This is a genomic window from Streptomyces sudanensis (genome assembly GCF_023614315.1).
Taxonomy (GTDB): domain Bacteria; phylum Actinomycetota; class Actinomycetes; order Streptomycetales; family Streptomycetaceae; genus Streptomyces; species Streptomyces sudanensis.
The window spans coordinates 3,033,415-3,057,769 of the sequence record NZ_CP095474.1 but is presented as its reverse complement, the minus strand read 5'-3'; the positions used below and the strand labels follow the sequence as shown (position 1 = coordinate 3,057,769).

Annotated in this window: 23 protein-coding genes and 1 pseudogene; 12 read left to right on the top strand and 12 right to left on the bottom strand. The window is 69.1% G+C overall.

What is annotated here, in order from left to right; translation table 11 throughout:
- Positions 1 to 344 precede the first annotated feature (344 nt).
- Positions 345 to 1,460 (top strand): LacI family DNA-binding transcriptional regulator, encoded by a 1,116-nt coding sequence (locus tag MW084_RS14195; protein WP_029553220.1) that lies wholly within the window; start codon positions 345 to 347, stop codon positions 1,458 to 1,460.
- 255 nt (positions 1,461 to 1,715) lie between these two features.
- Positions 1,716 to 2,843 carry a metallophosphoesterase gene (locus MW084_RS14190; protein WP_255129653.1) on the top strand — a complete coding sequence of 376 codons (1,128 nt, stop codon included), beginning with the start codon at positions 1,716 to 1,718 and terminating at the stop codon, positions 2,841 to 2,843.
- Positions 2,844 to 3,205: 362 nt separating this feature from the next.
- Here the strand turns inward: MW084_RS14190 and thiC are convergent, their stop codons facing one another.
- A complete protein-coding gene (gene thiC / locus MW084_RS14185) occupies positions 3,206 to 4,984 on the bottom strand; it encodes a phosphomethylpyrimidine synthase ThiC (RefSeq protein ID WP_010467868.1) in 1,779 nt (592 codons plus the stop codon).
- 219 nt (positions 4,985 to 5,203) lie between these two features.
- Between thiC and MW084_RS14180 the strand changes: the two genes are divergently transcribed.
- Positions 5,204 to 6,544, top strand: a complete 1,341-nt coding sequence (locus tag MW084_RS14180; protein ID WP_050986693.1) for a YibE/F family protein — start codon at positions 5,204 to 5,206, stop codon at positions 6,542 to 6,544.
- A gap of 79 nt (positions 6,545 to 6,623) precedes the next feature.
- Here MW084_RS14180 and MW084_RS14175 read toward each other — a convergent pair whose 3' ends face one another.
- From MW084_RS14175 to MW084_RS14160, 4 genes and pseudogenes are all read right to left on the bottom strand, one after another.
- Complete coding sequence (locus MW084_RS14175; RefSeq protein ID WP_029553218.1) at positions 6,624 to 7,058, bottom strand: SsgA family sporulation/cell division regulator; 435 nt, start codon at positions 7,056 to 7,058, stop codon at positions 6,624 to 6,626.
- Between the two features lie 224 nt (positions 7,059 to 7,282).
- A pseudogene (locus MW084_RS14170) lies at positions 7,283 to 7,735 on the bottom strand (helix-turn-helix domain-containing protein); the annotation flags it as partial.
- Between the two features lie 243 nt (positions 7,736 to 7,978).
- Entirely contained in the window at positions 7,979 to 8,200 is a 222-nt protein-coding gene (locus MW084_RS14165) for a DUF5326 family protein (protein ID WP_029553216.1), read from the bottom strand.
- Positions 8,201 to 8,359: 159 nt separating this feature from the next.
- Positions 8,360 to 8,677 carry a cupin domain-containing protein gene (locus MW084_RS14160; RefSeq protein WP_010467860.1) on the bottom strand — a complete coding sequence of 106 codons (318 nt, stop codon included), beginning with the start codon at positions 8,675 to 8,677 and terminating at the stop codon, positions 8,360 to 8,362.
- A 49-nt stretch (positions 8,678 to 8,726) separates the two neighbouring features.
- Between MW084_RS14160 and MW084_RS14155 the strand changes: the two genes are divergently transcribed.
- From MW084_RS14155 to MW084_RS14135, 5 genes are all read left to right on the top strand, one after another.
- A complete protein-coding gene (locus tag MW084_RS14155; protein ID WP_010467859.1) occupies positions 8,727 to 9,107 on the top strand; it encodes a phage holin family protein in 381 nt (126 codons plus the stop codon).
- Positions 9,107 to 10,249, top strand: coding sequence for a cystathionine gamma-lyase (locus MW084_RS14150; protein WP_010467858.1), 1,143 nt, complete (start codon positions 9,107 to 9,109; stop codon positions 10,247 to 10,249). Before MW084_RS14155 ends, MW084_RS14150 begins: the two co-directional genes overlap by 1 nt.
- A 204-nt stretch (positions 10,250 to 10,453) precedes the next feature.
- Positions 10,454 to 11,344, top strand: a complete 891-nt coding sequence (locus MW084_RS14145) for a LysR family transcriptional regulator (RefSeq protein WP_010467856.1) — start codon at positions 10,454 to 10,456, stop codon at positions 11,342 to 11,344.
- A 58-nt stretch (positions 11,345 to 11,402) separates the two neighbouring features.
- The gene (locus MW084_RS14140; RefSeq protein ID WP_010467854.1) at positions 11,403 to 11,882 is read left to right on the top strand and encodes an NUDIX domain-containing protein; all 480 of its coding nucleotides are present in this window, start codon (positions 11,403 to 11,405) and stop codon (positions 11,880 to 11,882) included.
- A gap of 257 nt (positions 11,883 to 12,139) precedes the next feature.
- Entirely contained in the window at positions 12,140 to 12,592 is a 453-nt protein-coding gene (locus tag MW084_RS14135) for a GNAT family N-acetyltransferase (protein WP_010467853.1), read from the top strand.
- Positions 12,593 to 12,612: 20 nt separating this feature from the next.
- Here the strand turns inward: MW084_RS14135 and MW084_RS14130 are convergent, their stop codons facing one another.
- The gene (locus tag MW084_RS14130; protein ID WP_029553215.1) at positions 12,613 to 13,983 is read right to left on the bottom strand and encodes a serine hydrolase domain-containing protein; all 1,371 of its coding nucleotides are present in this window, start codon (positions 13,981 to 13,983) and stop codon (positions 12,613 to 12,615) included.
- An 850-nt stretch (positions 13,984 to 14,833) separates the two neighbouring features.
- Positions 14,834 to 16,324: a replicative DNA helicase gene (gene dnaB / locus MW084_RS14125; protein ID WP_078571307.1), complete on the bottom strand. Its 1,491-nt coding sequence runs from the start codon at positions 16,322 to 16,324 to the stop codon at positions 14,834 to 14,836.
- Positions 16,325 to 16,766: 442 nt separating this feature from the next.
- Here dnaB and MW084_RS14120 point away from each other — a divergent pair, with 442 nt between their 5' ends.
- Positions 16,767 to 18,104 carry an MATE family efflux transporter gene (locus MW084_RS14120; RefSeq protein ID WP_010467850.1) on the top strand — a complete coding sequence of 446 codons (1,338 nt, stop codon included), beginning with the start codon at positions 16,767 to 16,769 and terminating at the stop codon, positions 18,102 to 18,104.
- A gap of 80 nt (positions 18,105 to 18,184) precedes the next feature.
- On the opposite strand, the gene rplI is transcribed toward MW084_RS14120, so the two are convergent.
- The 4 genes from rplI to rpsF all read right to left on the bottom strand — a co-directional run bounded on the left by rplI (position 18,185) and on the right by rpsF (position 19,854).
- On the bottom strand, positions 18,185 to 18,631 hold the full coding sequence (gene rplI / locus MW084_RS14115) for a 50S ribosomal protein L9 (protein WP_010467849.1): 447 nt from the start codon (positions 18,629 to 18,631) through the stop codon (positions 18,185 to 18,187).
- Between the two features lie 17 nt (positions 18,632 to 18,648).
- Positions 18,649 to 18,885, bottom strand: coding sequence for a 30S ribosomal protein S18 (gene rpsR, locus MW084_RS14110; RefSeq protein WP_005315025.1), 237 nt, complete (start codon positions 18,883 to 18,885; stop codon positions 18,649 to 18,651).
- 44 nt (positions 18,886 to 18,929) lie between these two features.
- Positions 18,930 to 19,496, bottom strand: a complete 567-nt coding sequence (locus MW084_RS14105) for a single-stranded DNA-binding protein (RefSeq protein WP_010467847.1) — start codon at positions 19,494 to 19,496, stop codon at positions 18,930 to 18,932.
- A 67-nt stretch (positions 19,497 to 19,563) separates the two neighbouring features.
- Entirely contained in the window at positions 19,564 to 19,854 is a 291-nt protein-coding gene (gene rpsF / locus MW084_RS14100; protein WP_004950685.1) for a 30S ribosomal protein S6, read from the bottom strand.
- A gap of 274 nt (positions 19,855 to 20,128) precedes the next feature.
- Between rpsF and MW084_RS14095 the strand changes: the two genes are divergently transcribed.
- The 3 genes from MW084_RS14095 (at position 20,129) to MW084_RS14085 (ending at position 22,784) form a co-directional block, all read left to right on the top strand.
- Complete coding sequence (locus MW084_RS14095) at positions 20,129 to 20,443, top strand: hypothetical protein (protein WP_010467838.1); 315 nt, start codon at positions 20,129 to 20,131, stop codon at positions 20,441 to 20,443.
- 110 nt (positions 20,444 to 20,553) lie between these two features.
- Positions 20,554 to 21,672, top strand: coding sequence for a lipid II:glycine glycyltransferase FemX (locus tag MW084_RS14090; RefSeq protein ID WP_010467836.1), 1,119 nt, complete (start codon positions 20,554 to 20,556; stop codon positions 21,670 to 21,672).
- Between the two features lie 80 nt (positions 21,673 to 21,752).
- Positions 21,753 to 22,784, top strand: a complete 1,032-nt coding sequence (locus MW084_RS14085; protein WP_010467834.1) for an alanine racemase — start codon at positions 21,753 to 21,755, stop codon at positions 22,782 to 22,784.
- Here the strand turns inward: MW084_RS14085 and MW084_RS14080 are convergent.
- Positions 22,781 to 24,268 carry a glycosyltransferase family 87 protein gene (locus MW084_RS14080; protein ID WP_010467832.1) on the bottom strand — a complete coding sequence of 496 codons (1,488 nt, stop codon included), beginning with the start codon at positions 24,266 to 24,268 and terminating at the stop codon, positions 22,781 to 22,783. The genes MW084_RS14085 and MW084_RS14080 overlap by 4 nt on opposite strands.
- Positions 24,269 to 24,355: the final 87 nt, after the last annotated feature.

The following is a 24,355-nucleotide window of genomic DNA, read 5'->3' as shown; positions in this document are numbered from 1 at the left end:
CCACCCGCCTGCGAACGGCCGAGCGCGACTGGTGTGCGGGACGAACCGGAGCTGTGATCGCGCTCCGCCGCCCACCGCCACCGAGGGGGCGCGTGCCGTATTGGTGTGAGCGGGTGGTCCGCGCCGTGGCGCGCGTCCCTCGTAGAGGTGAGTTGGAAACCCTCCCCCTTCACGTCCGGGGGCCCGGCTCACGGGCGCGGACGACTACCCGGTCGCCGAAAAACCCGCCAACCCCCTTGTATTTCAATGCTTTTGGAGGATCTGGACCTTGCAGAAACGTGCCTGCCAATACCGAGCAGCAGGGTCGTCGCACTCCGTCGCCGTCCGCCTACTATCGGCACGCCATGACAGCAGCAGGGAAGCACCAGGTGAGCCGGGCACAGTCCCGGGGGAACCGGCAGGGGCGCGCGGGCATCCGGGACGTGGCCGCCGCGGCCGGCGTCTCCATCACGACCGTCTCCGACGCGCTCAACGGCAAGGGCCGGCTCCCGGACACCACCCGCCGCCACGTCCGCGAGGTGGCTGACCGGCTGGGCTACCGCCCTTCCGCGGCCGCCCGCACCCTCCGTACCGGCAAGTCGGGCCTCATCGGCCTGACGGTGACGACCTACGGGGATGAACCTTTCACCTTCACCGAGTTCGCCTACTTCGCCGAGATGGTCAGGGCGGCCACCTCCGCCGCGCTCGCCCGTGGCTACGCCCTCGTCATCCTGCCCGCTACCTCGCGCCGCAGCCCGGCCGACGTCTGGTCGAACGTGGCCCTCGACGGCACGGTCGTCGTCGCCCCGTCCGACCACGACCCCGTCGTCGCCGAACTCGTCCGGCAGGGTCTGCCCGTCGTCTCGGACGGCCGGCCCGCCGACTCGCTCCCGGTGACCGCCTGGGTCGACAACGACCACGAGGCCGCCGTCCTCGGCCTCCTCGACCACCTCGCCGAGGCCGGCGCCCGCCGCGTCGGCCTGCTCACCGGCACCACCACCGACACGTACACGCGGCTGTCCACCACCGCGTACCTCAACTGGTGCGAGCGTGTCGGCCAGGAGCCCGTGTACGAGGCGTACCCGGCGCACGACCCGGGTGCCGGCGCCGTCGCCGCGAACCGGTTGCTGGCCCGCCCCGACCGCCCCGACGCCGTCTACGGGCTGTTCGACCCGAACGGCACCGACCTGCTCGCCGCGGCACGGCGCCACGGGCTGCGCGTCCCCGACGACCTGCTGCTCGTCTGCTGCAGCGAGTCGACCGTGTACGCCGCGACCGAACCGCCGGTCACCACCCTGTCGCTCAAGCCCCGCCACATCGGCACCGCCGTCGTCCAACTGCTCATCGACGCGATCGAGGGCGTCGAGCACGACCGGCCGATCGGCCACGTCATACCGACGGAGCTGATCGTCCGGATGTCGTCGCAGCGCAGGCCGCCGCGGACGACGGTGAACCCGCCGCGCCGACCGCGCCAGGAGTAGGGCGCCTCCGGTCGTTCTCGAACGGAACGGGCAGAAGTCCGGGGCCCTGGAAGGGTCGGCGGGCGCCGGGCGGAAGTCCCGGCCCCGCCCGAATCGAACTTCGACAATCGACACAAAACACCCTATGAGTCGGATGTGCTCCTCGATTCATCACCCCTGGTGCGTCACACAGCACAAGCCTCATTCCTATGATGGGCGCACGACATCGCGGACCGCTCCGACCAGGCCGGGCCGTGATGTGAGGGCGTCGCGACGGTGGTGGAGGGGTCGATGACTCAGGGGGCCGGTCAGGGACCCGTGGTGCGGACGGCGACGTTGCGCGACTTCCGCGTGCCGCCGTACGCCCAGGTGCCCGTGCAGGGTCACTCCGAACACCAGCCGCCCCAGGCGACGCAGCCGCCGCACCCGGGCAACGCCCTTCCCGACGACGGCGGACACCCGGACGGCTACACGCCGACCGAACGCGACCTGCCCGTCATCAACCGGGGGGACACGCTCCAGGTCTCCGTCACCACGCCGCCCGAGCCGGTGGCCGGTCCGCTCGTCGGCCAGGGTGCCGGTCCGGGCCCGCTGTACGTCGTGGGCGACGTCCACGGCTACCTCGACGAACTCCTCGTCTCCCTGCGCGAACAGGGTCTCGTCGACGAAGACGGCCACTGGACGGCCGGCAACGCCCGCCTGTGGTTCCTCGGCGACTTCACGGACCGCGGTCCGGACGGCATCGGCGTCATCGACCTCGTGATGCGGCTGTCCGCGGAGGCGGCGGCCGCTGGCGGCTACTGCAAGGCCCTGATGGGCAACCACGAGCTGCTGCTGCTCGGCGCGAAGCGGTTCGGCGACACACCGGTGGACTCCGGGGCCGGGACCGCCACCTTCCAGGCCGCCTGGCTGCTCAACGGCGGCCAGAAGAGCGACATGGACCGCCTCCAGGACGTCCACGTCCAGTGGATGTCCCGCCTCGACGCGATCGTCGAGCAGGACGGCCATCTGCTGCTGCACTCCGACACCACGGCGTACCTGGAGTACGGCGAGACCATCGAGGACGTGAACGACACCGTCCACGAGATCCTCACCCGCAACGACGCCGACGAGTGCTGGGACCTCTTCCGCAAGTTCACCAAGCGGTTCGCGTTCCGCGACGAGGGCGGCGCCAACGCCGTGCGCGAGCTGCTCGCGACGTACGGCGGGGAGCGCATCGTCCACGGCCACAGCCCCATCCCGTACCTGCTCGGCGAGGTCGGGACCGAGGACGCGGACGGTGAGAGCACGGGCCCCGTGGTCAGGGGTCCGCACGTGTACGCGGACGGCCTCGCCATCGCCATGGACGGTGGCGTGACCATGGCCGGAAAACTGCTCGTCCAGCAACTGCCGCTGCCTCACTGAGCCCGGCGGCGGCGAGGGGTTCCCGAGCCTCCGTCGGCCCTCGGTGCGCCGGAAGCCCGGAACGTCCCCCACCACCGCTCCTCCGGGGACGGCGTCGCCGGCGCGGGGGGACGTGCCGCGAGGGCGGCAGCGCCCCGGTCCGAGAACGCCCCCCGGCCCGGCATCACGTCCCGCGGAATCCCCGGCGACGGCCGTCGAGCGCCGGTTTCCCGAGCCCCGCCGGGCCCCGGCGGGGCCACGCTCCCGCGCCCTGCCGGGCCGCGTGGCGTTCCTCCCCGGGTCACGCTCGGAACGAAGCGGCCGGTCCGGCCCGCGGATCGCGGGCCGGACCGGCCGTCGAACAGGACGGAGGGCCGCCCGGATCAGTCCGCCAGCGGCAGGTAGACGCGGTTGCCCGCCTCGGCGAACTCCTTGGACTTCTCCGCCATCCCGGCCTCGATCTCCTCCTGCCCGAGCTCGCCGCCGTGCTCCCGCCGGATGTCCTGCGAGATCCGCATCGAGCAGAACTTCGGTCCGCACATCGAGCAGAAGTGCGCGGTCTTCGCGGGTTCCGCCGGCAGCGTCTCGTCGTGGAACTCACGCGCCGTGTCGGGGTCCAGGGCCAGGTTGAACTGGTCCTCCCAGCGGAACTCGAAGCGCGCGTCCGACAGCGCGTCGTCCCACTCCTGAGCGCCGGGGTGCCCCTTGGCGAGGTCCGCCGCGTGCGCCGCGATTTTGTACGTGATGACACCGGTCTTCACGTCGTCGCGGTTGGGCAGGCCCAAGTGCTCCTTGGGCGTGACGTAGCAGAGCATCGCGGTGCCCCACCAGGCGATCATCGCCGCACCGATACCGGAGGTGATGTGGTCGTACGCCGGCGCGATGTCCGTGGTCAGCGGGCCGAGCGTGTAGAACGGCGCCTCCTCGCAGATCTCCTGCTGAAGGTCGATGTTCTCCTTGATCTTGTGCATCGGGACATGGCCCGGACCTTCGATCATGGTCTGGACACCGTGTGCCTTGGCGATCCGGTTGAGCTCGCCGAGTGTGCGCAACTCCGCGAACTGCGCCTCGTCGTTGGCGTCGGCGATGGAACCGGGCCGCAGACCGTCACCGAGCGAGAACGTCACGTCGTACGCGGCGAGGATCTCGCAGAGCTCCTCGAAGTTCTCGTACAGGAACGACTCCTTGTGGTGCGCCAGGCACCACGCGGCCATGATCGAGCCGCCACGCGAGACGATGCCGGTCTTGCGGCGGGCCGTCAGGGGCACGTACCGCAGCAGCACGCCCGCGTGGACGGTCATGTAGTCCACGCCCTGCTCGGCCTGCTCGATGACGGTGTCCTTGTAGATCTCCCAGGTCAGCTCCTCGGCCTTGCCGTCGACCTTCTCCAGCGCCTGGTAGAGCGGCACGGTGCCGATCGGCACGGGGGAGTTCCGCAGCACCCACTCGCGCGTGGTGTGGATGTTGCGGCCGGTGGAGAGGTCCATGACCGTGTCGGCACCCCAGCGGGTCGCCCAGGTCATCTTCTCCACCTCCTCCTCGATGGAGGAGGTGACAGCGGAGTTGCCGATGTTCGCGTTGACCTTCACCAGGAATCGCTTACCGATGATCATCGGCTCGATCTCCGGGTGGTTGACGTTGGCGGGCAGTACGGCACGGCCCGCCGCGATCTCCTCCCGTACGACCTCCGGCGACACGTTCTCGCGGACCGCGACGAACTCCATCTCCGACGTGATCTCGCCCCGGCGGGCGTATGCGAGCTGCGTCACCGCCCGCCCGTCCCGTCCGCGCCGCGGCTGACGTGCCCGGCCCGGGAAGACGGCGTCGAGGTTGCGCAGGCCCTCTCGCGACGAGGCGTGCTTGATGCCGTCGTCCTCCGGACGGACGGGACGGCCCACGTACTCCTCGGTGTCGCCGCGCGCGGCGATCCAGCTCTCCCGGAGGGGTGGGAGACCGCGGCGTACATCGGTTTCGACGTTCGGATCGGTGTACGGCCCGGACGTGTCGTACAACGTGACGTCCCGGCCGTTGGTGAGGTGCACCTTCCGGACCGGCACGCGGATGTCGGGGCGCGAGCCCTCGACGTACCCCTTGTGCCAGCCGATGGACTTCCCGCTCTCCTCGGTGCCGGAGGCAGGCGTGCGTGCGTCCTGAACGGTCATCCTGACCTACTCCCTACGCCGGCATTACCCGGTAACAGGTTCGGCGGTCGACGCAGCGGCTCCGTCGGCGATGTTTCACATGAAACATCGCAAGGACGGAGGTCAGCGCCCTCTCAGCCCGGTGCTCCGAGCTCCCGCGTGTGCAAAGGTGTCACCACGCTAGCGCCATTCCGGCCACGCTGAACAGAGGGCCCCTGCCGTTCTTGCGATGATCGGTCGGTGACTTCCTCGCATCAGCACCCGGAAAACGGGTCGGGACACCATCCGGATCCCGAAGCGCTCGCTCATGTCCACGCGCACGCCCACGGACCGGCCGAACCCGTCTCCAAGCATCTGCGCAAGGTCATCGCCGCAGTGCTGATCCCCTTCGCCACGGCGGTACTCGTCGGCCTCGCGGTGCTGTGGCCGGGCGGCGCCCCGGCGCACGAACGCACCGGCGTCGGGTTCGACCGGCAGACCGAGACGGGTGAGGTGGTCCGCGTCGAGCGGATCGACTGTAAGGACGTGAACGCCGCCCAGGTACCACCGACCGGTGACACCAGCACACCGCAGGGCCGGGAAGCGATCAACGCCCAACAGGGGCAGTGCAAGCGCGCGACCATCGAGGTGACCAGCGGCCAGGACAAGGGGCGGCAGTTCGTCGAGATCGTCCAGCCCGATGCGCCAAGGCAGTTGGAGCAGGGCCAGGGCGTGGTCGTGGCGTACGCACCGGATGCCCCGGAGGACCTCCAGTACTCGGTGACGGACGTCGACCGGAAGTTCCCGTTGCTCCTGCTGTCGGCGGTCTTCGCTCTGGCGGTGGTGGCGGTGGGCCGGCTGCGTGGTGTCATGGCGCTGATCGCCCTCGGGACCAGCTTCGTCTTTCTGACCTTCTTCGTCCTGCCGGCGATCCTCCAGGGGTCGAACCCGCTGGTCGTCGCCGTGGTCGGTTCGAGCGCGATCATGCTCATCGCGCTGTACCTGAGTCATGGGTTGAGCGCCCGCACCTCGGTCGCGGTGCTCGGCACACTGATCTCGCTGCTGATCATCGGCCTGCTCGGCTCGCTGTTCATCGGCTGGGCCCGGCTCACCGGCAACACGGACGACTACACGGGCCTGATCCACGGGCTGTACCCGAACATCGACATGTCCGGTCTGCTGCTCGCCGGCGTCATCATCGGTTCGCTCGGCGTGCTCGACGACGTGACGGTCACTCAGACGTCGGCGGTGTGGGAGCTGCACCGAGCGGATCCTGCGATGGGGCCGCGCGCACTGTACCGGGCGGGCATCCGGATCGGACGGGACCACATCGCCTCGGTGGTGAACACCCTGGTGCTGGCGTATGCGGGCGCGGCGCTTCCCCTGCTCCTGCTGTTCTCGATCGCTCAGAGCAGTGTGGGAACAGTGGCCAACAGCGAGCTGGTCGCCCAGGAGATCGTCCGCACGCTGGTCGGTTCGATCGGCCTGGTGGCATCGGTGCCCGTGACGACAGGTCTGGCGGCCCTGGTGGTCTCGGCCGACCGGCCGTCCGGGGCATCGTCCCCGGTACGTACGGGCCGGGGGCGGCGCCGCAAGAAGTAACCGGTGGCCGGCGGCGAGGGCCGCTCGACCGGGCCGGCCCTCGGGGCGGGCCCGGTCACTTCGTGGTGCCGTCGGCTCCTCAGCCGGCGTTCTCGTCGGCGAGGATGCGGCCGAGCACCTCGTCCAGGCCCTCGTCGAAGTCACCGAGCGAGCACTCCTGCCCCAGGGGCACCAGTTTGTCGGTGCGGTCGAGGAAGGCGACGAGAGGCGGCGCACTGGCCCGGAACAGGGCCTGGTCAGCGCCGACGCGCAGTCGGATGTGGACGTCGGAGAGCTCCTCGGTCTCGGACGGCTCGATCCGTACATCCCCGTCACCGGTGGCGTCGTTGATCCCGTCGACGAGCAGTTCACGCCCGAAGGTCCAGGTCACCGGTGCGTCGCCGGGCAGGTGGAACGTCATCCGGACCGCGAAGGGGTCCCTGGTCTCATACCCGAGTTCGACCGGGATCCTGAAGGAGAGCTCCTCCGAGACGATGAAGCTCATCAGGACCTCGGCCTGAACCGACTCGCGCATCACGTACCCCGCTGTAGATGAATGTCTCGATGCAGTTCTGAAAACAGTAGCCATGACAAAACTGGCCAGGATTGATCCTGGCCCTCTTGACGTAATGCTCCTGCAAGGAGTATCAGACCACAAGGAGTGATTTTTCAGATACTGATAGAGATGATGGCCGATCGCAGGGACTGCCCGATCTCGTCGCGCAGTCGCTCCAATCCGAGAAGCGTGCTTTCATCCCACATCAAAGGTACGGAAATATCTCCGGAACGACTCGTTTCCGGGCGGCCGTCCCATTCCCGGAGAGCGGGCACATCCGTTGTGGCGGGACGGTCGGACACTGCCACGAGTTCGAATTCACCATCCCGGTAGACGGCGAAGCAGACAGGGACACCGATCGTGTCCCACCAGTGCGCCATGGAACCCTCGATCTTGCCGCGACGATTCTGCAGGGCTTCCGCCCCAGCCAGCCTCCGGGCGGCCTCGCCCAGGGTGAACAGCCCTTTCTCTCGCGTGAGATAGCCCTCGTGCGTAAGAGTGCGCAACAGGTGGTAGGCAGTGGCCAGCGGCAACCCGGTCTCGCGTGCGAGTTGCTTGGCCGGGGCCCCACCCTCATGAGACCCGACGGCCTCCAGGAGTCTGAGCGCCCGCTGCACCGAGCCGATCAGGGTTGGGGCGGTGGAAGGAGAAGCCATGACCGAAGGTCACCCCCAGGGCATGTCGCCCACGAGCGATTGCCGCTGAAACCGCCGTGCGCGCCCGCATGTCCTGCATACCACGCGCATACAGTCGCAACAGTCGTACAAACCGCTGGTAAGGCGTTCAGTCAGCCCTTGAATTCAAGAGCCGCGGAATCTCCGCCACTCTAATGGCAGACTCCGTTCGGGGATGGGCTTCACCGGCGCCATTCCCTCGGCCGGGCTAACGCCCGCTTCCCGTCACCAGCCGTCCCGCGAGGAAGGCGTCGTTTTCCTGAACTTTCGTACGATGTAGACCAGTCCGCCGACGAGGGCCACCAAGGCCAGCGCTTTGAACAGCAGGCTCACCACGAAGTAGGCGACGGTCGCGATCACGCTGCCGAAGACGGCGACGGCGATCACGGGTGCCGCCACCCACTTCACCCACCACGGCAGCCTTGTGAGAAGTCCCCTTACCGCCATGGTCCCGCCTCGTCTCTCTGCGTCGCAACGGTGTGCGTCTTCGATGCTAGGGACGTGGAGGCCTCCTGTGGGACTCCACGCCCCTCGGACTTCCCTGAGTCTCCCCCTAGGGAGAAGCAGGACCTCCCGGCCGGGGCCGGCTCCCCGATGAAGTGGACGTCAGCTCTCAGGCGGAGAGAACACCACCAGGACCCGCAGGTCCTCGGTGATGTGGTGGAACCTGTGCGGTACCCCCGCCGGGACGTACACGACGCTGCCGCGCCCCACCTGCGTGGTCTCCGTCCCGACCGTGATCGAACCGCGGCCGCTGACGACGAGGTAGACCTCGTCCTCCTTGTGCGGCTGCTGCGGGTCCGGTTGGCCGGCGTCAAGCGCGTACAACCCCACGGACATGTTCCGCTCGCGCAGGAACTGGAGGTATGCGCCGTCGTTGGCGACGCGCTCTGCTTCGAGTTCGTCCAGTCGGAATGCCTTCATCGCCGTTCGTCCCCACCTCGGCCCGATCATGTCTGCCACGATCAGACACATGATGAATTTCGTAGTCAAGACGCTCGCGAACGCGGGCGCTCTGGCGGCGGCGATCTGGCTGCTGCAGGACATCACACTCACCGGGGAAGGCACCGGCCGCAAGGCGTTGACGCTGCTCCTCGTCGCCCTCGTCTTCGGTGTGGTCAACTTCCTCGTCAAGCCTCTCGTGAAGTTGCTCACCCTGCCGCTGTTCGTCCTCACACTCGGCCTGTTCACCCTGGTGGTGAACGCGCTGATGCTGATGCTGACCTCGTGGCTCGCGGAGAGGATGGACCTCGGCTTCCACGTGGAGGGCTTCTGGACCGCCGTCCTGGGCGGCCTGATCATCTCGGTCGTGTCGTGGGCCCTGAACGTCGTCCTCCCGGACGGGCGCGACTGATGGGAACGGCGCCCGGCTGGGGGGACGGGACCCGTGCCGTGCGGGCCGGGCTGCCGGAGCCCCTCAAGCACGAGCCGACCCTGCCGGGACCGGTCTTCGCCGCCCACTTCCACCTACCGGGCGAGCCCGTCGGTCCGTACACGTACGGGCGTGACGAGAACCCGACGTGGACGCTGCTGGAGCGTGCCATCGGCGAACTGGAGGCACCGGAGGGAGGCCCGGTGGAGACCGTCGTCTTCGCCTCCGGCATGGCCGCAATCTCCTCGGTGCTGTTCTCCCGGCTCTCAGCCGGTGACGCCGTGGTCCTTCCGGCGGACGGCTACCAGGCCCTGCCCCTGGTGCGCGAACAGTTGGAGTCCTACGGAATCGAGGTGCGCACCGCGCCGACGGGTGGTGACGCGCAGCTTTCCGTCCTGGACGGTGCGAAGCTGCTCTGGCTGGAAACCCCCTCCAATCCCGGTCTCGACGTGTGCGACATCAGGCGGATGGTGACGGCGGCCCACGCCGCCGGCGCCCTGGTCGCCGTGGACAACACCCTCGCCACCCCCCTGGGGCAGCGCCCCCTGTCGCTCGGTGCGGACTTCTCGGTGGCCAGCGACACCAAGGGCACGACCGGACACGGTGACCTCCTGCTCGGCCATGTCACCTGCCGCGACGCCGACCTCGCCACCGGCGTACGGCGCTGGAGGAAGATCGTCGGGGCGATTCCGGGCCCGATGGAGGCATGGCTCGCCCACCGCTCCCTCGCCACTCTCCAGTTGAGGGTCGACCGGCAGTGCGCCAATGCGCTGGCCCTGGCCGAGGCGCTGGCGGCACGCGACGACGTGACGGGCCTGCGCTACCCGGGCCTTCCGGGCGACCCCTCGTACGAGGTGGCAGCCGGGCAGATGCGCCGCTTCGGTTCGGTGGTGTCCTTCGTCCTAGCCGACCAGCAGCACGCGGAGCGGTTCCTGGGAGCGCTGCGGCTGGTGGACGAGGCGACCAGCTTCGGTGGCGTGCGGTCGGCTGCCGAGCGGCGCGGCCGATGGGGCGGCGACGCCGTGGCACCGGGCTTCATCCGCTTCTCGGTCGGCGCCGAGGATTCCGACGACCTCGTCGCGGACGTGCTGAACGCGCTGGACGAAGCGTCCGGGCTCGGCTGACGGGAGGCAGCGCCGGAACGACCGAGCGGAGCGGGCGGTCCGAGCCTCCCCCCTCGTGGCTCGGACCATCCCGCCTGCGACCCGGCCGTGGGACCAGGCTATTTGACTGTACGTCAGTGTCCAATCACATGAACGACAGGGGCCTATCGGCATATTTATAGTTGTACGGCTCTTGGAGAGATGCCGGCCGGAAAGGGGGAGGGCATGGATCTGAGTCTGCTGCGGACTTTTGTCACGGTGTGCCGAGCCGGGTCCTTCACTCGCGCCGCTGCCCTTCTCGGCCTCTCCCAACCCGCTGTGACCAGCCAGATTCGCAGTCTGGAGAAACAGCTCGGCCGACCGCTGTTCCTACGGCAGGCCCGTGGTGTCACTCCCACGACGGTCGGTGAGGAGCTCGCCCACCGGGCCGCCCCCCACCTGGACGCGCTTGTGGAGATCGCCGAGACCGGACCGTACGGACGGGTCGGAACCCGGACCCTTCACCTCGCCGGACCGCCCGAGATCGTCTCGCTTCGAGCATTACCCGCCCTGACACCCCTCACAACCGAGGGCCTCACCCTGCGGACCTCCCTGTCCACCGTCTCCGAGGAGAACCTCGACGGACTGGCCGCCGGCCGCCACGACCTGGTCGTCTCCACGACACGGCCGGGAGGCGGACTGACGGCGACACCTCTGTGCGACGAGGAGCACGTGTTGGTGGCCGCGCCGTGCTGGGCCGCTCGGCTGGCGCCGGACGCGCTGCGGGAAGGACCCGCAGTACTGGACCGGTGGCCGGTGATCGAGGTGCACGAGTCGCTGCCGTTCGTGGCCCGATACTGGTCCGCCGTCTTCGAATCGCGCCCTGCCGCTTCCGCAACGGTCATCGTGCCCGACCTTCGGGCCGCCCTGGAGAGCGCCGCCTCGGGCGCGGGCCTCACAGTTCTCCCGCGTTACCTATGCGAGGAGGCTCTGGGGAACGGTCGCCTCGTCGCGCTGCTGGACCCGCCGGTCCCACCCCTCAGGACGTACTTCCTCGTCGCCCGTGCCGGGACACTGGTCCTGCCCCACATCGCCAAGGCCCAGGAGACGCTGCTGCGAGCAGCGACCGAATGGTGACCATCGACGGCCGTGCTGCGGGAGTTTCAAGCGGAACACCACGGGCCATTTTCATGCCATGACCGAACGTCCAGTGGTCAAGCGCACCGCACGGGCCATCCTCCTCGACGGCGACGACCTGATCCTCATCAAGCGCACCAAACCGGGGATGGATCCCTACTGGCTCACGCCCGGCGGTGGCGTCGAACCGGACGACGCAACCGTCGTCGACGCCCTGCACCGGGAGGTCCACGAGGAACTCGGCGCGAAGATCACGGACGTGGTGCCCTGCTTCGTCGACACCGTCGAGCACATCGAGGACGGCGGCGTCTCCGGGGTAAAGGTGCAGCATTTCTTCGTCTGCCGTCTGGAATCGATGGATCCGAGGCGACGACACGGTCCCGAGGTGGAGGAACCTATCGGCGAGTACGAGATCGTGCGGGTGCCGTTCAGCCGGGTCGGCATCGCCGCGGTACACCTTGTTCCTTTGTCGTTGCGCCATTACCTGGACGGCAACATCGAAGGGGTTCGTGCCATGCACGCTCCCGACCTCGGCTGACCGGGCCATCCCTTGGGCAAGGAGGCACTGCGGGCGTCCCCGTGCGCAAGGTCCACTGCTTCTTCCTCCCGGAACGCCTGCACCGCGAGGAGGAGGCGCGGCTCGTGCCGGCGGGACGCGAAACGCGGCAAGGCGTTTCACGTGAAACCCCGCAGCGAACCACGTTCGTCGGCCAGCCACAGCTTTCGATATGTCTCCGACCCCGATACCAAGGAGTGGCGGGCTGACCGGCCTTGGTGTCGAAGTAGCCTTCGTTCATGAATGATTTCGAGATCAGACGGGCGACAGAGGCCGATGTTCCCGCCATCGTGGCAATGCTCGCCGACGATCCGCTCGGTGCCCGACGAGAATCACCCGATGACCTCGCCCCGTACCTCACCGCTTTCCAACGGGTGGCTGCAGACCCGAACCAGCACCTGGTCGTCGCCGTCCGCAGTGGGCAGGTCATCGGCACACTCCATCTGACCGTCATCCCGGGGCTGTCCCGGCGCGGCGCCACCCGGTCCCTCATCGAAGCGGTACGGGTGCACGCCGACGCGCGCGGCAGCGGGCTCGGCACGAGGTTGCTCGAGTGGGCGATCGCAGAGTCGCGTCGCCAGAACTGCGCTCTGGTCCAGCTCACCTCGGACGCAGCCCGTACCGACGCCCACCGCTTCTATGGTCGCCTGGGTTTCATCCCCTCACACATTGGGTTCAAGCTGGCGCTCTGAACGCCGTTTCACGTGAAACATCACGGTGCTCCTCGCCAGCCGCCCTCGTCCACACCGCCCGGGACGGCGTCCCCCGGCGCGTACGGTTCGCGGGTGAACGCGAATGACCCCAGGTCGAGGTGGCTTACCGAGCCGTCCCCTCGGCGGATCACCCGGAGCACTTCTCCATCGAAGTAACCGTCGAGTCCAAGCCAGGTGCCGTTGGGCAGCGACCGGAACCGGGAACCGCGACCGGCACCGCGCAGCGGCTGCAGTTCCACATCGCCGTCCGCGAGCGCTCTCAGCCCATAGGCATACGTGCCCCAATACCAGGAACCAGTCAGGGAGAGGCACGAAGCATCGACTTCCGGCAGAGGCCGCCACGGGTCCGGCAACCGCGGCTCCCTCTCGGCGACGATCCGTACGAGGTCTGCGGCGATCACACCGGGCTGAGGTCCGGAGGTGGCATTGGCCAGGACGACCGCGGCGACATCGTCGTCCACACTCACCCAGAGACCGGCGACGAAACCCGGCAGCGAACCGGAGTGACCGATGAGGGTCCGGCCGTCCCGCCGCATCAGTTGCACTCCGAGTCCATAGCCTCCGTCCCAGTCCCCCGCGACGGGTGGCGCGGCAGGGGTACGCATCTCCCTCACGGACTCCGCGGACAGCACTCGGTCGTCTCCTGCCGCAAGGAACGAGGCGAACCGGCAGAGGTCGGCAGCGGTCGACCACAACTGACCGGCCGGGGCCATCAGGCCCAGGTCCTCGGAAGGCTCCGGCAGGAGGGCATCCGCCCACGGGTGAACCGCCCACCCCTGGGCATGGGGTGCCACCGGTTGCGAGGTCGTCCGCTCCATGCCCAGCGGCTCCAGGATTTCGGTACGCAGCGCCTCCTCCCACGGGACACCACGCATCGCGGACACCAGTGAACCCAGCAAGGTGTACCCGGTGTTGGAGTAGTGGTGGCGGCGTCCTGACGGGTGGACGAGCGGCCTCTCCCCTAGGACGTCGGTGAGATCGGGGCGCAACTCGCCCGGCGTCCGCTCCCACCAAGGTGCCGGCGGCTCTGCCGCCAACCCTGCCGTGTGACTGAGGAGTTGGGCGATGGTCGCGCCTCCCACTCCTGTGCCCGGCAGGTACTTCTCCAAGGGGTCGTCCAGACCGAGCAGACCCTCGTCCCTCAGTCGCATCACCAGAACGGCGGTGAAGGTCTTGGTGATCGAACCGATTCTGTACTGGGTGTCGGTGGCGGAGGTGACATCACCCCGTGCACCTGCCCATACCGACCGGCCGCCACGGGCGATCGCCCCGACGAGCGAAGGTGCTCGGCCTTCGGACTGACCGACGGCGATCCGGTGGAGCAACGCGCGCTCCGTAGTGGGCAGGAGGGTCATGGAGGATGGAGTCATGAGCCCAGGTGTACAGCACGGTCCGGGCTCCGTGGACCCCCGGCAGGCGTCGATGACCGTGCCGGCCGAGAGGCGCACAGGTCAGCACCGGTCGAGAAAAGTGCCGTCGCTGGACGACGAGACGCCGTGGAGGGGCCGATCGGAACGCGTGGAGTTCCCTGGAGGGCGGTTCGAACGGGGAGCCGGGCAAGCACATGGCCTTGCAGCGCGTCGCTGGTTCGTTCCCGATGTCGACGGCGACCGTCGCCACGGCCCCGCCGGTGAAGGCGTCGGGACCATCCGGGTTCCGCTCGAAATGGCACATGGCGGTCGGCACCGACGGAGTCCAAGCGTCGTCAACAACGATCGACCCGCCCGGTTGGACAACCTCGCGCAGGCAGTGGAGATCGACGAAGACTCCATGGAACCGATGGCTGCCCTCCACGAATGCCGCATCGACGAAGCCCCTCGATGAGGAGTTGCGGGAGGGCGATCGACGAAGGAGCGGGCACCAGCGGGGCGATCGAACTCGGCCCCGTCGAGCACAGCAGGTCCCAACCCGCACCAGGCCAGCCACGTTCCCGAAACGGGTTGATGACGTGCCGAAGACGTGCCCGGTCGGATGCGACCGGAACCTCACCGGTCACCGGCACGGAACTGACATGGGCCGGACCTGCCTCGGCAGCCGTCTGCAGGCTCTCGGAGCTCAGCAGGTCACTCAGGTGGTCGCAGTCGTACTCGGGCACCGGGACCGTCTCGAAGTCCGCCTCACGGCCACTCGTCCATGATTCAGATCGGTGCCGCATCCGGCCTTCGTCCGGCACCGGTTCTGAGATCCCGACACGAGAGCCGAGGTCCTCCAAGCGCCGGATCAGGTCTGGGCCATGTCGACGAAGCGGGAGTAGTGGCCCTGGAAGGCCACCGTGATGGTGGCCGTGGGGCCGTTGCGGTGCTTGGCCACGATGAGGTCCGCCTCGCCGGCGCGGGGGGACTCCTTCTCGTAGGCGTCCTCGCGGTGCAGCAGGATCACCATGTCGGCGTCCTGCTCGATCGAGCCGGACTCCCGCAGGTCGGACACCATGGGCTTCTTGTCCGTGCGCTGCTCGGGACCTCGGTTCAGCTGGGACAGGGCGATGACCGGGACCTCCAGTTCCTTCGCGAGGAGCTTGAGGTTACGGGACATGTCCGAGACCTCCTGCTGGCGGCTCTCGGCACGCCGGGAGCCACCGGACTGCATCAGCTGCAGGTAGTCGATGACCACCAGCTTGAGGTTGTTCCGCTGCTTCAGGCGACGGCACTTGGCTCGGATCTCCATCATCGACAGGTTGGGGGAGTCGTCGATGTAGAGCGGGGCCTGGGAGACGTCGGGCATGCGTCGGGCCAGCCTGGTCCAGTCCTCGTCGGTCATCGTCCCGGACCGCATGTGGTGCAGAGCCACCCGGGCCTCGGCGGACAGCAGGCGCATCGCGATCTCGTTGCGGCCCATCTCCAGGGAGAAGATGACGCTCGGCAGGTTGTGCTTGATCGAGCAGGCGCGGGCGAAGTCCAGCGCCAGTGTCGACTTGCCCATGGCGGGACGCGCGGCGATGACGATCATCTGGCCGGGGTGAAGGCCGTTGGTGAGGGAGTCGAAGTCGGTGAAGCCGGTCGGTACGCCGGTCATCTCGCCGCTGCGGGAGCCGATCGCTTCGATCTCGTCGAGGGCCCCCTCCATGATGTCGCTGAGCGGCAGGTAGTCCTCGCTGGTGCGCTGCTCCGTGACGGCGTAGATCTCGGCCTGTGCCTGGTTGACGATCTCGTCGACGTCGCCGTCCGCCGCGTATCCCATTTGTGTGATCTTGGTGCCGGCTTCCACGAGACGGCGCAGCACCGCGCGTTCGTGGACGATCTCCGCGTAGTACGAGGCGTTGGCCGCGGTCGGTACGGACTGCACCAGGGTGTGCAGGTACGACGCGCCGCCCACCCGGTTGATCTCACCGCGCTTGGTGAGTTCGGCGCCCACGGTGATGGGGTCGGCCGGCTCACCCTTGGCGTAGAGGTCGAGGATCGCCTGGTAGATCGTCTCGTGGGCCGGGCGGTAGAAGTCGTGGCCCTTGAGGACCTCCACGACGTCCGCGATGGCGTCCTTGGAGAGGAGCATGCCGCCGAGCACGGACTGCTCGGCGTCGAGGTCCTGCGGCGGAACGCGTTCAAAGCCGCCGGCACCGCTGTCCCAGGGGACGCTCTCGGCCCCCCGCTCGTGCTGCTCCTCGCGGCCCCGGCCACGGCTCCCGCCCCGCCCGCCGAAGGGTGCCTCGACCCCGCGCTGGCGCGAGACGGGCAGGCGGTCGCCCGGGGCGCTCTCGGTCCAGGGGTCGTCCAGGGGCTCCGGAATGGTCACCGGCCCACCTCCTCCCGTCCGCACCGCGGACCTTGGCGTGTCACTCTTTCTACGCCACGGCTCTGACAAACAAGAGGCACCAACTCCACCTCGCGGCACGTCGGGCGCCGGACCACGGTAGGCCCGCGGGCACCGGCAGCCAATCCGGTTATCCACAGGGCCTGTGGGTGAACGCCCCGATGCTGTGGAGAACCCACCGGATCCTGTGCACGGACCGGGGGACAGACGTGTGGACAAACTCATAGCGCCGCCCACAGACCTCAGTTGACCTGCGCTTTTTCCATCCACCGGCTGTGGGGGAGAAAAACTTTCCCCAGGAGCACGAGATCGGCGCAAACAACGCGGCCAGCCATCCCCAAGCGACAGCCATGTAAGACATGCATAGGGTTTGTGACCATTACCTGTGGATGATTACATTGAACGCATGACCCAGGCTGCCCCGGCTCCCGAAAACCTCCGCCGTTCCTATGACCGAGAGATCCTCGCGCTGGCCGTACCGGCTTTCGGGGCGCTCGTCGCCGAGCCCCTGTTCATCCTCGTCGACAGCGCCGTCATCGGTCACCTCGGCACCTCCCAACTGGCCGGCCTGGGGATCGCGGCGGCCCTGCTGTCGACGGCCGTCAGCGTCTTCGTCTTCCTCGCCTACGCCACGACGGCGGCCGTGGCCCGGCGGGTCGGCGCGGGCGACCTCCCGGCGGCGATCCGTCAGGGGATGGACGGCATCTGGCTCGCCCTGCTGCTCGGCCTGGCGGTCGTCGCGGTCACCCTGCCGACCGCGTCTTGGGTCGTCGAGGCGTTCGGGGCATCCGGCACCGCCGCTCCGTACGCCGCGACGTACCTCAGGATCTCCAGCCTCGGCATCCCCGCGATGCTGGTCGTGCTCGCCGCCACCGGTGTCCTGCGCGGCCTCCAGGACACCAGGACCCCCCTCTACGTCGCGATCGTCGGCTTCGGCGCCAACGCCGCCCTGAACATGATCCTGGTCTACGGCGCCGGGTTCGGAATCGCCGGCTCTGCCTGGGGCACGGTGATCGCTCAGTGCGGTATGGCCGTCGCGTACCTCGCCGTCGTCGTCCGAGGGGCCCGTCGCCACGGCGCTTCGCTCCGGCCCGACGCAGCCGGCATCCGGGCCAGCGCCCGAGCCGGAGTCCCCCTCCTCATCCGTACGCTCTCCCTGCGCGCCGTGCTGATGATCGCAACAGCAATCGCCGCCCGGCTCGGAGACGTCCCGGTGGCCGCGCACCAGATCATCCTGTCGCTGTGGACCCTGATGGCTTTCGCCCTCGATGCCATCGCCATCGCCGGCCAAGCCATCATCGGCCGCTACCTGGGCACCGGGGACACCGAGGGCGCCCGTGCGGTCTGCCGCCGCATGGTGCAGTGGGGTGTCGTCTCGGGAGCGGTCCTGAGCCTCCTCCTCGTGGCCGCCCGACCGCTGCTCATTCCGGCCTTCACCGGGGACGACGCGGTACGGGACACACTGTTGTCCGCGCTACTGGTCGTGGCGCTCTTCCAGCCGGTCGCCGGGGTCGTCTTCGTCCTGGACGGAGTGCTGATGGGCGCCGGGGACGGTCCGTATCTGGCGGGCGCGATGGTGGTCACCCTGGCCGTGTTCACTCCGGCCGCCCTGCTCGTTCCGGCCCTCGGAGGCGGTCTGACAGCCCTGTGGTGGGCGATGTCCTTGATGATGACCACCCGGCTGGCGACGCTGTGGCTGCGGATGCGCTCCGGTCGCTGGCTGATGCCCGGAGCCACCCGTTGAGCGGGCGAAGCGCATGGTTTCACGTGAAACACGAAGAAGGACCGCACCCGGGCGGGTGCGGTCCTCCGTCAGACGAGCGCTCAGGCAGCGACGACCTCGACGCCGAGGTTCGCGGCGACCTCGGGGTGCAGGCGCACGGAGACCTGGTGCGAACCCAGGGTCTTGATCGGCGCTCCGAGCTCGACACGACGCTTGTCGACGTCCGGGCCGCCGGCAGACTTGATCGCCGAAGCGATGTCGGCCGGGGTGACGGAGCCGAACAGACGGCCGGCGTCGCCGGAGCGAACGGCCAGACGCACCTTGACGGACTCGAGCTGGGCCTTGATCTGGTTGGCCTGCTCGATGGTCGCGATCTCGTGGATCTTACGGGCGCGGCGGATCTGCGCCACGTCCTTCTCGCCGCCCTTGGTCCAGCGGATCGCGAAACCGCGCGGGACCAGGTAGTTGCGAGCGTAGCCGTCCTTGACGTCGACGACGTCGCCGGCCGCACCGAGGCCGGAGACCTCGTGGGTAAGGATGATCTTCATCAGTAGGTCACCCTTCCTTATCGCGCGGTGGACGTGTAGGGCAGCAGCGCCATCTCACGGCTGTTCTTGACGGCCGTGGCGACGTCACGCTGGTGCTGCGTGCAGTTGCCGGTCACGCGGCGGGCACGGATCTTGCCGCGGTCGGAAATGAACTTCCGCAGCATGTTCGTGTCCTTGTAGTCCACGTAAGCGGTCTTGTCCTTGCAGAACGCGCAGACCTTCTTCTTAGGCTTGCGCACAGGCGGCTTCGCCATGGTGTTTCTCCTGTGTGATCAAGAAGTGGGTTACGAGCCCGGCCCTAGAAGGGGGGCTCGTCCGAGTAGCCGCCGCCGGAGCCGCCGCCCCAGCCGCCCTGGCCCTGGCCCTGGCCGCCGGCCGGCGCGCCACCGGCCCAGGGGTCGTCGGCGGGAGCGCCGCCGCCCTGCTGGCCGCCCGGGGCACCGCCCCAGCCGCCCTGCTGGCCGCCCTGGCCGCCGCCGTAGCCGCCCTGGCCGCCGCGGCCGGTGGTCTTGGTGACCTTGGCCGTGGCGTTCTTGAGGCTCGGGCCGACCTCCTCGACGTCCAGCTCGAAGACCGTGCGCTTGACGCCCTCGCGGTCCTCGTAGGACCGCTGCTTCAGCCGGCCCTGCACGACGACGCGCATGCCTCGCTGGAGCGACTCGGCGACGTTCTCCGCCGCCTGACGCCAGACCGAGCAGGTGAGGAACAGGCTCTCGCCGTCCTTCCACTCGTTGGTCTGACGGTCGAAGGTGCGGGGGGTGGACGCGACGCGGAACTTCGCGACCGCCGCACCGGAAGAGGTGAAGCGCAGCTCGGGGTCGTCGACAAGATTGCCGACGACCGTGATGACGGTCTCGCCTGCCATGGGGAACCTCTCGGCGGGTTTGGGCTGCTTGCTGCTACTCGGACCCGATGACCAGTGAGCGGAAGGCTCAGTGGGTCTCGGGGCGGAGGACCTTGGTCCGGAGGACCGACTCGTTCAGGTTCATCTGGCGGTCGAGCTCCTTGACGACCGCAGGCTCGGCCTGCAGGTCGATGACCGAGTAGATGCCCTCGGGCTTCTTCTTGATCTCGTAAGCGAGACGACGACGGCCCCAGGTGTCGACCTTCTCGACCTTTCCGTTGCCCTCACGGACGACGGAGAGGAAGTTCTCGATCAGCGGGGAGACAGCGCGCTCCTCGAGATCGGGGTCGAGGATGACCATCACCTCGTAGTGACGCATGTGGAACCCACCTCCTTCGGACTCAGCGGCCACGGTCGTTCCGTGGCAGGAGGGTCGTGATGCGTGCGCAACGGTAGCCGTGCCCACTGACAACGGCCGTGGACGAAAGCCGAAGCTCGCGTTTCCGGGCATGGACAGACACCGGTGCAGACCGTACACAGTACCCGCAGGACGGCTTCCGGTTGAAATCCGGTGGCGGGAGGACGCAACCTGTACGCATCGGGTGCGGGCGGCGCCACGGTACGCCGCCCTCCGACGACCCGGGAGGTGCTCCATGGCTCAGGCATTCCAGCGTCACCGCCCCTCTTCCCTCCTCGCCACGGACGGCAAGCCCCACCCGCTCCAGGACACCCTGATGGCCGTGACCCTGGTGCTGGGCGCGCTCGCCTTCATCACGGCCCAGTTCCGCGACCTCCACCTGCTCGCCTCCTGGGCCGGCCTCATCGGCGTCGTCACGGGCGCCTACGGCCAGTACGTCTCCGAGACCACCCGGGAGCGGACGTTCCTGATCATCGGGCTGGGCGCGGCGGCGGTCGGGTTCTTCCTCGGAATGGCCCGCGGCGGTCTGTTCGGCGGTGTGATCGGCTAGCGCCTCCCGGTGCAGGCCCGGCCGGGGCGCTCCCCCGTGCCAGTAGGCTTCGGCGCGAGAGCTGGAACCCCTGGACCGACGGGGGACACACCTGCCGAGGAGCGCCCCGCATGAGCCTGACCCTGAGGACCATCAGCCGAGAGCAGCATCTGGCGTACGTCCAGAGCCTTCCGGCGGCGAGTCACTGCCAGGTTCCGGCGTGGGCCGACGTCAAGACCGAGTGGCGCTCGGAGAACCTGGGCTGGTTCGACCGGGACGGCCAGCTGGTCGGCGTGGGCCTGGTGCTGTACCGCCAGCTCCCGAAGATCAAGCGGTACCTCGCCTACCTGCCCGAGGGGCCGGTGATCAACTGGTACGCACCGAACCTGGACGACTGGCTCCGGCCGATGCTCCAGCACCTCAAGCACCAGGGCGCCTTCTCGGTCAAGATGGGGCCGCCCGTCGTGATCCGCCGCTGGGACGCGTCGGCGATCAAGGCGGGCATCCAGGACCCCGACGTCAAGCGTCTGCGCGACGTCGAGGCGACGCACATCGAGCCGCGTGCCTTCGAGGTGTCGGACCGGTTGCGCAGGATGGGCTGGCAGCAGGGCGAGGACGGCGGCGCCGGCTTCGGTGACGTCCAGCCCCGCTACGTCTTCCAGGTGCCGCTGGCCAACCGCTCCCTGGACGACGTGCTCAAGGGCTTCAACCAGCTGTGGCGGCGGAACATCAAGAAGGCCGAGAAGGCCGGTGTCGAGGTCGTCCAGGGCGGCTACGAGGACCTGCCCGAGTGGCAGCGGCTGTACGAGATCACGGCCGTCCGGGACCGCTTCCGGCCGCGTCCGCTGTCGTACTTCCAGCGCATGTGGACCGTCCTCAACAACGAGGACCCCAACCGCATGCGCCTCTACTTCGCGCGGCACAACGGCGTGAATCTCTCCGCCGCGACGATGCTCGTGGTCGGCGGCCACGTCTGGTACTCCTACGGAGCCTCCGACAACATCGGCCGCGAGGTCCGCCCGTCGAACGCCATGCAGTGGCGCATGCTGCGCGACGCCTACGCCATGGGTGCGACCGTGTACGACCTGCGCGGCATCTCGGACTCGCTCGACGAGAGCGACCACCTCTTCGGGCTGATCCAGTTCAAGGTGGGCACGGGCGGCGAGGCCGTCGAGTACATCGGCGAGTGGGACTTCCCGCTGAACAAGCTGCTGCACAAGGCCCTGGACATCTACATGTCGCGCCGCTGAAGCCGCGGTTCCGTACGCTCGTACACGTCCCGCACACCTCGTTCACCTCGACCACAGCCACAGAAGGGTCCGGACCGGCCATGGCGCTCACCCTGTACGTCGACACCGCTCGCTGGCGGGCGCACCAGAAGTCCGTGATCGACCAGTTCCCCGGACTCGTCCCGGTCTGCAAGGGCAACGGCTACGGTTTCGGCCACGAGCGCCTCGCGGAAGAAGTGAACCGCTTCGGCGCCGACATGCTCGCCGTCGGCACCACCTACGAGGCGGCCCGCATGAAGGACTGGTTCGGCGGCGACCTGCTGGTGCTGACGCCGTTCCGCCGGGGCGAGGAACCGGTGCCGCTGCCGGACCGGGTGATCCGGTCCGTGTCGTCCGTGGACGGCGTGCACGCCCTGGTCGGTGCCCGCGTCGTCATCGAGTGCATGAGCTCGATGAAGCGGCACGGCATCGGCGAGCACGAGCTGGCCCGGCTGCGCGCCGCCATCGAGGACGTCCGCCTGGAGGGGTTCGCCCTGCACCTGCCGCTGGACCGCGCGGGGGGATCGGACGCCGTCGAGGAGGTCATCGGCTGGATGGACCGGCTGCGGGCCGCCGGGCTGCCGCTGCACACGATGTTCGTCAGCCACCTGGGCGCGGAGGAGCTGGCCCGCCTGCGGCAGCAGTTCCCGCAGACCCGGTTCCGCGTCCGCATCGGCACCCGGCTGTGGCTGGGCGACCACGAGGCGACGGAGTACCGGGGCGCCGTCCTGGACGTCACCCGCGTCGCCCGGGGCGACCGCTTCGGCTACCGGCAGCAGCGGGTGGCGTCCGACGGCTGGCTGGTGGTCGTCGCCGGCGGCACCTCGCACGGAGTGGGGCTGGAGGCCCCCAAGGCCATGCACGGCGTGATGCCGCGGGCCAAGGGCGTCGCCCGCGCCGGCCTGGCCACGGTCAACCGGAACCTCTCCCCGTTCGTGTGGGCGGGCAAGCAGCGCTGGTTCGCGGAGCCGCCGCACATGCAGGTGTCGATCCTGTTCGTCCCGGCGGACGCGCAGGAGCCCAAGGTCGGCGACGAGCTGGTCGCCCACCTGCGGCACACCACGACCCAGTACGACCGGCTCGTCGACCGCTAGGAGGCCGCGCGGGCCGTGCCGCCGGGCGCCGGGTGCCCGGCGGCGGCGTCCGTCCGCCGCCCCGCACGAGCGGCCCGGCCGACCGCGAAGACGTCCTCGGCGCCGTCCAGGACGCCCCCGGACGGGTCGTCCGAGCCGTCCTGCCGGACGGGGTCCAGCTCGGGCCGCAGGGCGTCCCGCACGACCAGGGCGCACAGGTACAGCGTCCCGGCCAGGTGCAGGAGGATCGCGAGGTGGTAGCCGTCCTGCGGCAGGCCCTGCTTGTGCTCCGTCGTGACGTACACGAGGTACATCCAGATGCCGAGGAAGTACGCCACCTCGCACGCCTGCCACACGAGGAAGCTCCGCCAGCGCGGCCGGGCCAGCGCCGCCAGGGGGATCAGCCACAGCACGTACTGCGGTGAGTAGACCTTGTTGGTCAGGATGAAAGCCGCCACGACCAGGAAGGCGAGCTGCGCGAACCGCGGGCGGCGCGGTGCGGCCAGCGCCAGCGCGGCGATCCCGGCGCACGCCAGGATCATCAGCACGCTCGCGGACGTGTTGACCGTCTCGATCGGCGGGCTGAGGTCGAAACGCTGGGTGAGGATCAGCCAGAAGGAGCCGAAGTCGACGTTCCTCTCCTGGCTGAAGACGTAGAACCGCTTCCAGCCCTCCGGCGCGAGCACCATGACGGGCAGGTTCACCACGAGCCACGCGCCCGCGGAGCCCAGCAGGGCCGCGGCGAACTCCCGCCACCTCCCGGCCCGCCAGCACAGCACCAGGAGCGGCCCGAGCAGCAGGAAGGGGTAGAGCTTCGCGGCCGTGGCGAGCCCCAGCAGCACACCGAAGGCCAGGGCGCGCCCCCGGCTCCACATGAGCATCGCCGCGGCGGTCAGGGCGATGGCGAGCAGGTCCCAGTTGATGGTGGCGGTCAGCGCGAAGGCCGGCGCGAGGGCGACCGGCAGGGCGTCCCAGGGGCGCCGCCGGTGCGTCCTCGCGACGCACACGGCGATCACCGCGGCACAGACGAGCAGCATGCCCGCGTTGACCGCCCAGTACATCTGCTCCCGGTGCTGCAGGCTGCCGCCGCCGGGCGTGAGCCACGCCGCGACCTGCATGAAGAGGCCGGTGAGCACCGGGTACTCCAGGTACTGCATGTCGCCGGGGAACCGGTCGGCGTAGGGGATGAGCCCCTCGGAGAAACCGCGCGCCACGAACAGGTGCGGGATGTCGGAGTAGCAGGCGTGGGTGTACTGGGAGGCGGCGCCGCGGAACCAGGCCCAGTTGTAGCAGGGCAGCTTCTGCACCATGCCCAGCGCGAACACGCCGATCGCGACGAGCGCGACGACCCGTACGGGCGTGAGGACGTCGACACCGAGCCGGGCGCGGCGGCCGACGGGACCGCCGATCACCTCGCTGCCCGCGGCGGCGACCCCGTCCTGGCGCGTGGGGCACACGACGGGCCGCCGGTCGTGGGGGACGCTCGTCTTCCGTGGGCTCGGCATGGGGGACATCCTGCCGCACGGGGCCCGGAACGCGTCGAGGGCCGCCGCGCCCGGCACGTACGCGCGTGCGGGTGCGGCGGCCCTCGG

Excerpts from the sequence above, each read along its gene's own strand:
- thiC (WP_010467868.1), bottom strand. The coding sequence starts at position 4,984 with ATGACCGTTCAGGACGCACGCACGCCTGCCTCCGGCACCGAGGAGAGC.
- MW084_RS14090 (WP_010467836.1), top strand. The coding sequence starts at position 20,554 with ATGAGCCTGACCCTGAGGACCATCAGCCGAGAGCAGCATCTGGCGTAC.
- MW084_RS14105 (WP_010467847.1), bottom strand. The coding sequence starts at position 19,496 with ATGGCAGGCGAGACCGTCATCACGGTCGTCGGCAATCTTGTCGACGAC.
- MW084_RS14130 (WP_029553215.1), bottom strand. The coding sequence starts at position 13,983 with ATGACTCCATCCTCCATGACCCTCCTGCCCACTACGGAGCGCGCGTTG.
- MW084_RS14160 (WP_010467860.1), bottom strand. The coding sequence starts at position 8,677 with ATGAAGGCATTCCGACTGGACGAACTCGAAGCAGAGCGCGTCGCCAAC.
- MW084_RS14175 (WP_029553218.1), bottom strand. The coding sequence starts at position 7,058 with ATGCGCGAGTCGGTTCAGGCCGAGGTCCTGATGAGCTTCATCGTCTCG.
- MW084_RS14080 (WP_010467832.1), bottom strand. The coding sequence starts at position 24,268 with ATGCCGAGCCCACGGAAGACGAGCGTCCCCCACGACCGGCGGCCCGTC.
- MW084_RS14145 (WP_010467856.1), top strand. The coding sequence starts at position 10,454 with ATGGATCTGAGTCTGCTGCGGACTTTTGTCACGGTGTGCCGAGCCGGG.
- MW084_RS14140 (WP_010467854.1), top strand. The coding sequence starts at position 11,403 with ATGACCGAACGTCCAGTGGTCAAGCGCACCGCACGGGCCATCCTCCTC.
- rplI (WP_010467849.1), bottom strand. The coding sequence starts at position 18,631 with ATGAAGATCATCCTTACCCACGAGGTCTCCGGCCTCGGTGCGGCCGGC.
- MW084_RS14195 (WP_029553220.1), top strand. The coding sequence starts at position 345 with ATGACAGCAGCAGGGAAGCACCAGGTGAGCCGGGCACAGTCCCGGGGG.
- rpsR (WP_005315025.1), bottom strand. The coding sequence starts at position 18,885 with ATGGCGAAGCCGCCTGTGCGCAAGCCTAAGAAGAAGGTCTGCGCGTTC.
- MW084_RS14165 (WP_029553216.1), bottom strand. The coding sequence starts at position 8,200 with ATGGCGGTAAGGGGACTTCTCACAAGGCTGCCGTGGTGGGTGAAGTGG.
- MW084_RS14085 (WP_010467834.1), top strand. The coding sequence starts at position 21,753 with ATGGCGCTCACCCTGTACGTCGACACCGCTCGCTGGCGGGCGCACCAG.
- MW084_RS14155 (WP_010467859.1), top strand. The coding sequence starts at position 8,727 with ATGATGAATTTCGTAGTCAAGACGCTCGCGAACGCGGGCGCTCTGGCG.
- MW084_RS14135 (WP_010467853.1), top strand. The coding sequence starts at position 12,140 with ATGAATGATTTCGAGATCAGACGGGCGACAGAGGCCGATGTTCCCGCC.
- rpsF (WP_004950685.1), bottom strand. The coding sequence starts at position 19,854 with ATGCGTCACTACGAGGTGATGGTCATCCTCGACCCCGATCTCGAGGAG.
- MW084_RS14120 (WP_010467850.1), top strand. The coding sequence starts at position 16,767 with ATGACCCAGGCTGCCCCGGCTCCCGAAAACCTCCGCCGTTCCTATGAC.
- MW084_RS14150 (WP_010467858.1), top strand. The coding sequence starts at position 9,107 with ATGGGAACGGCGCCCGGCTGGGGGGACGGGACCCGTGCCGTGCGGGCC.
- MW084_RS14095 (WP_010467838.1), top strand. The coding sequence starts at position 20,129 with ATGGCTCAGGCATTCCAGCGTCACCGCCCCTCTTCCCTCCTCGCCACG.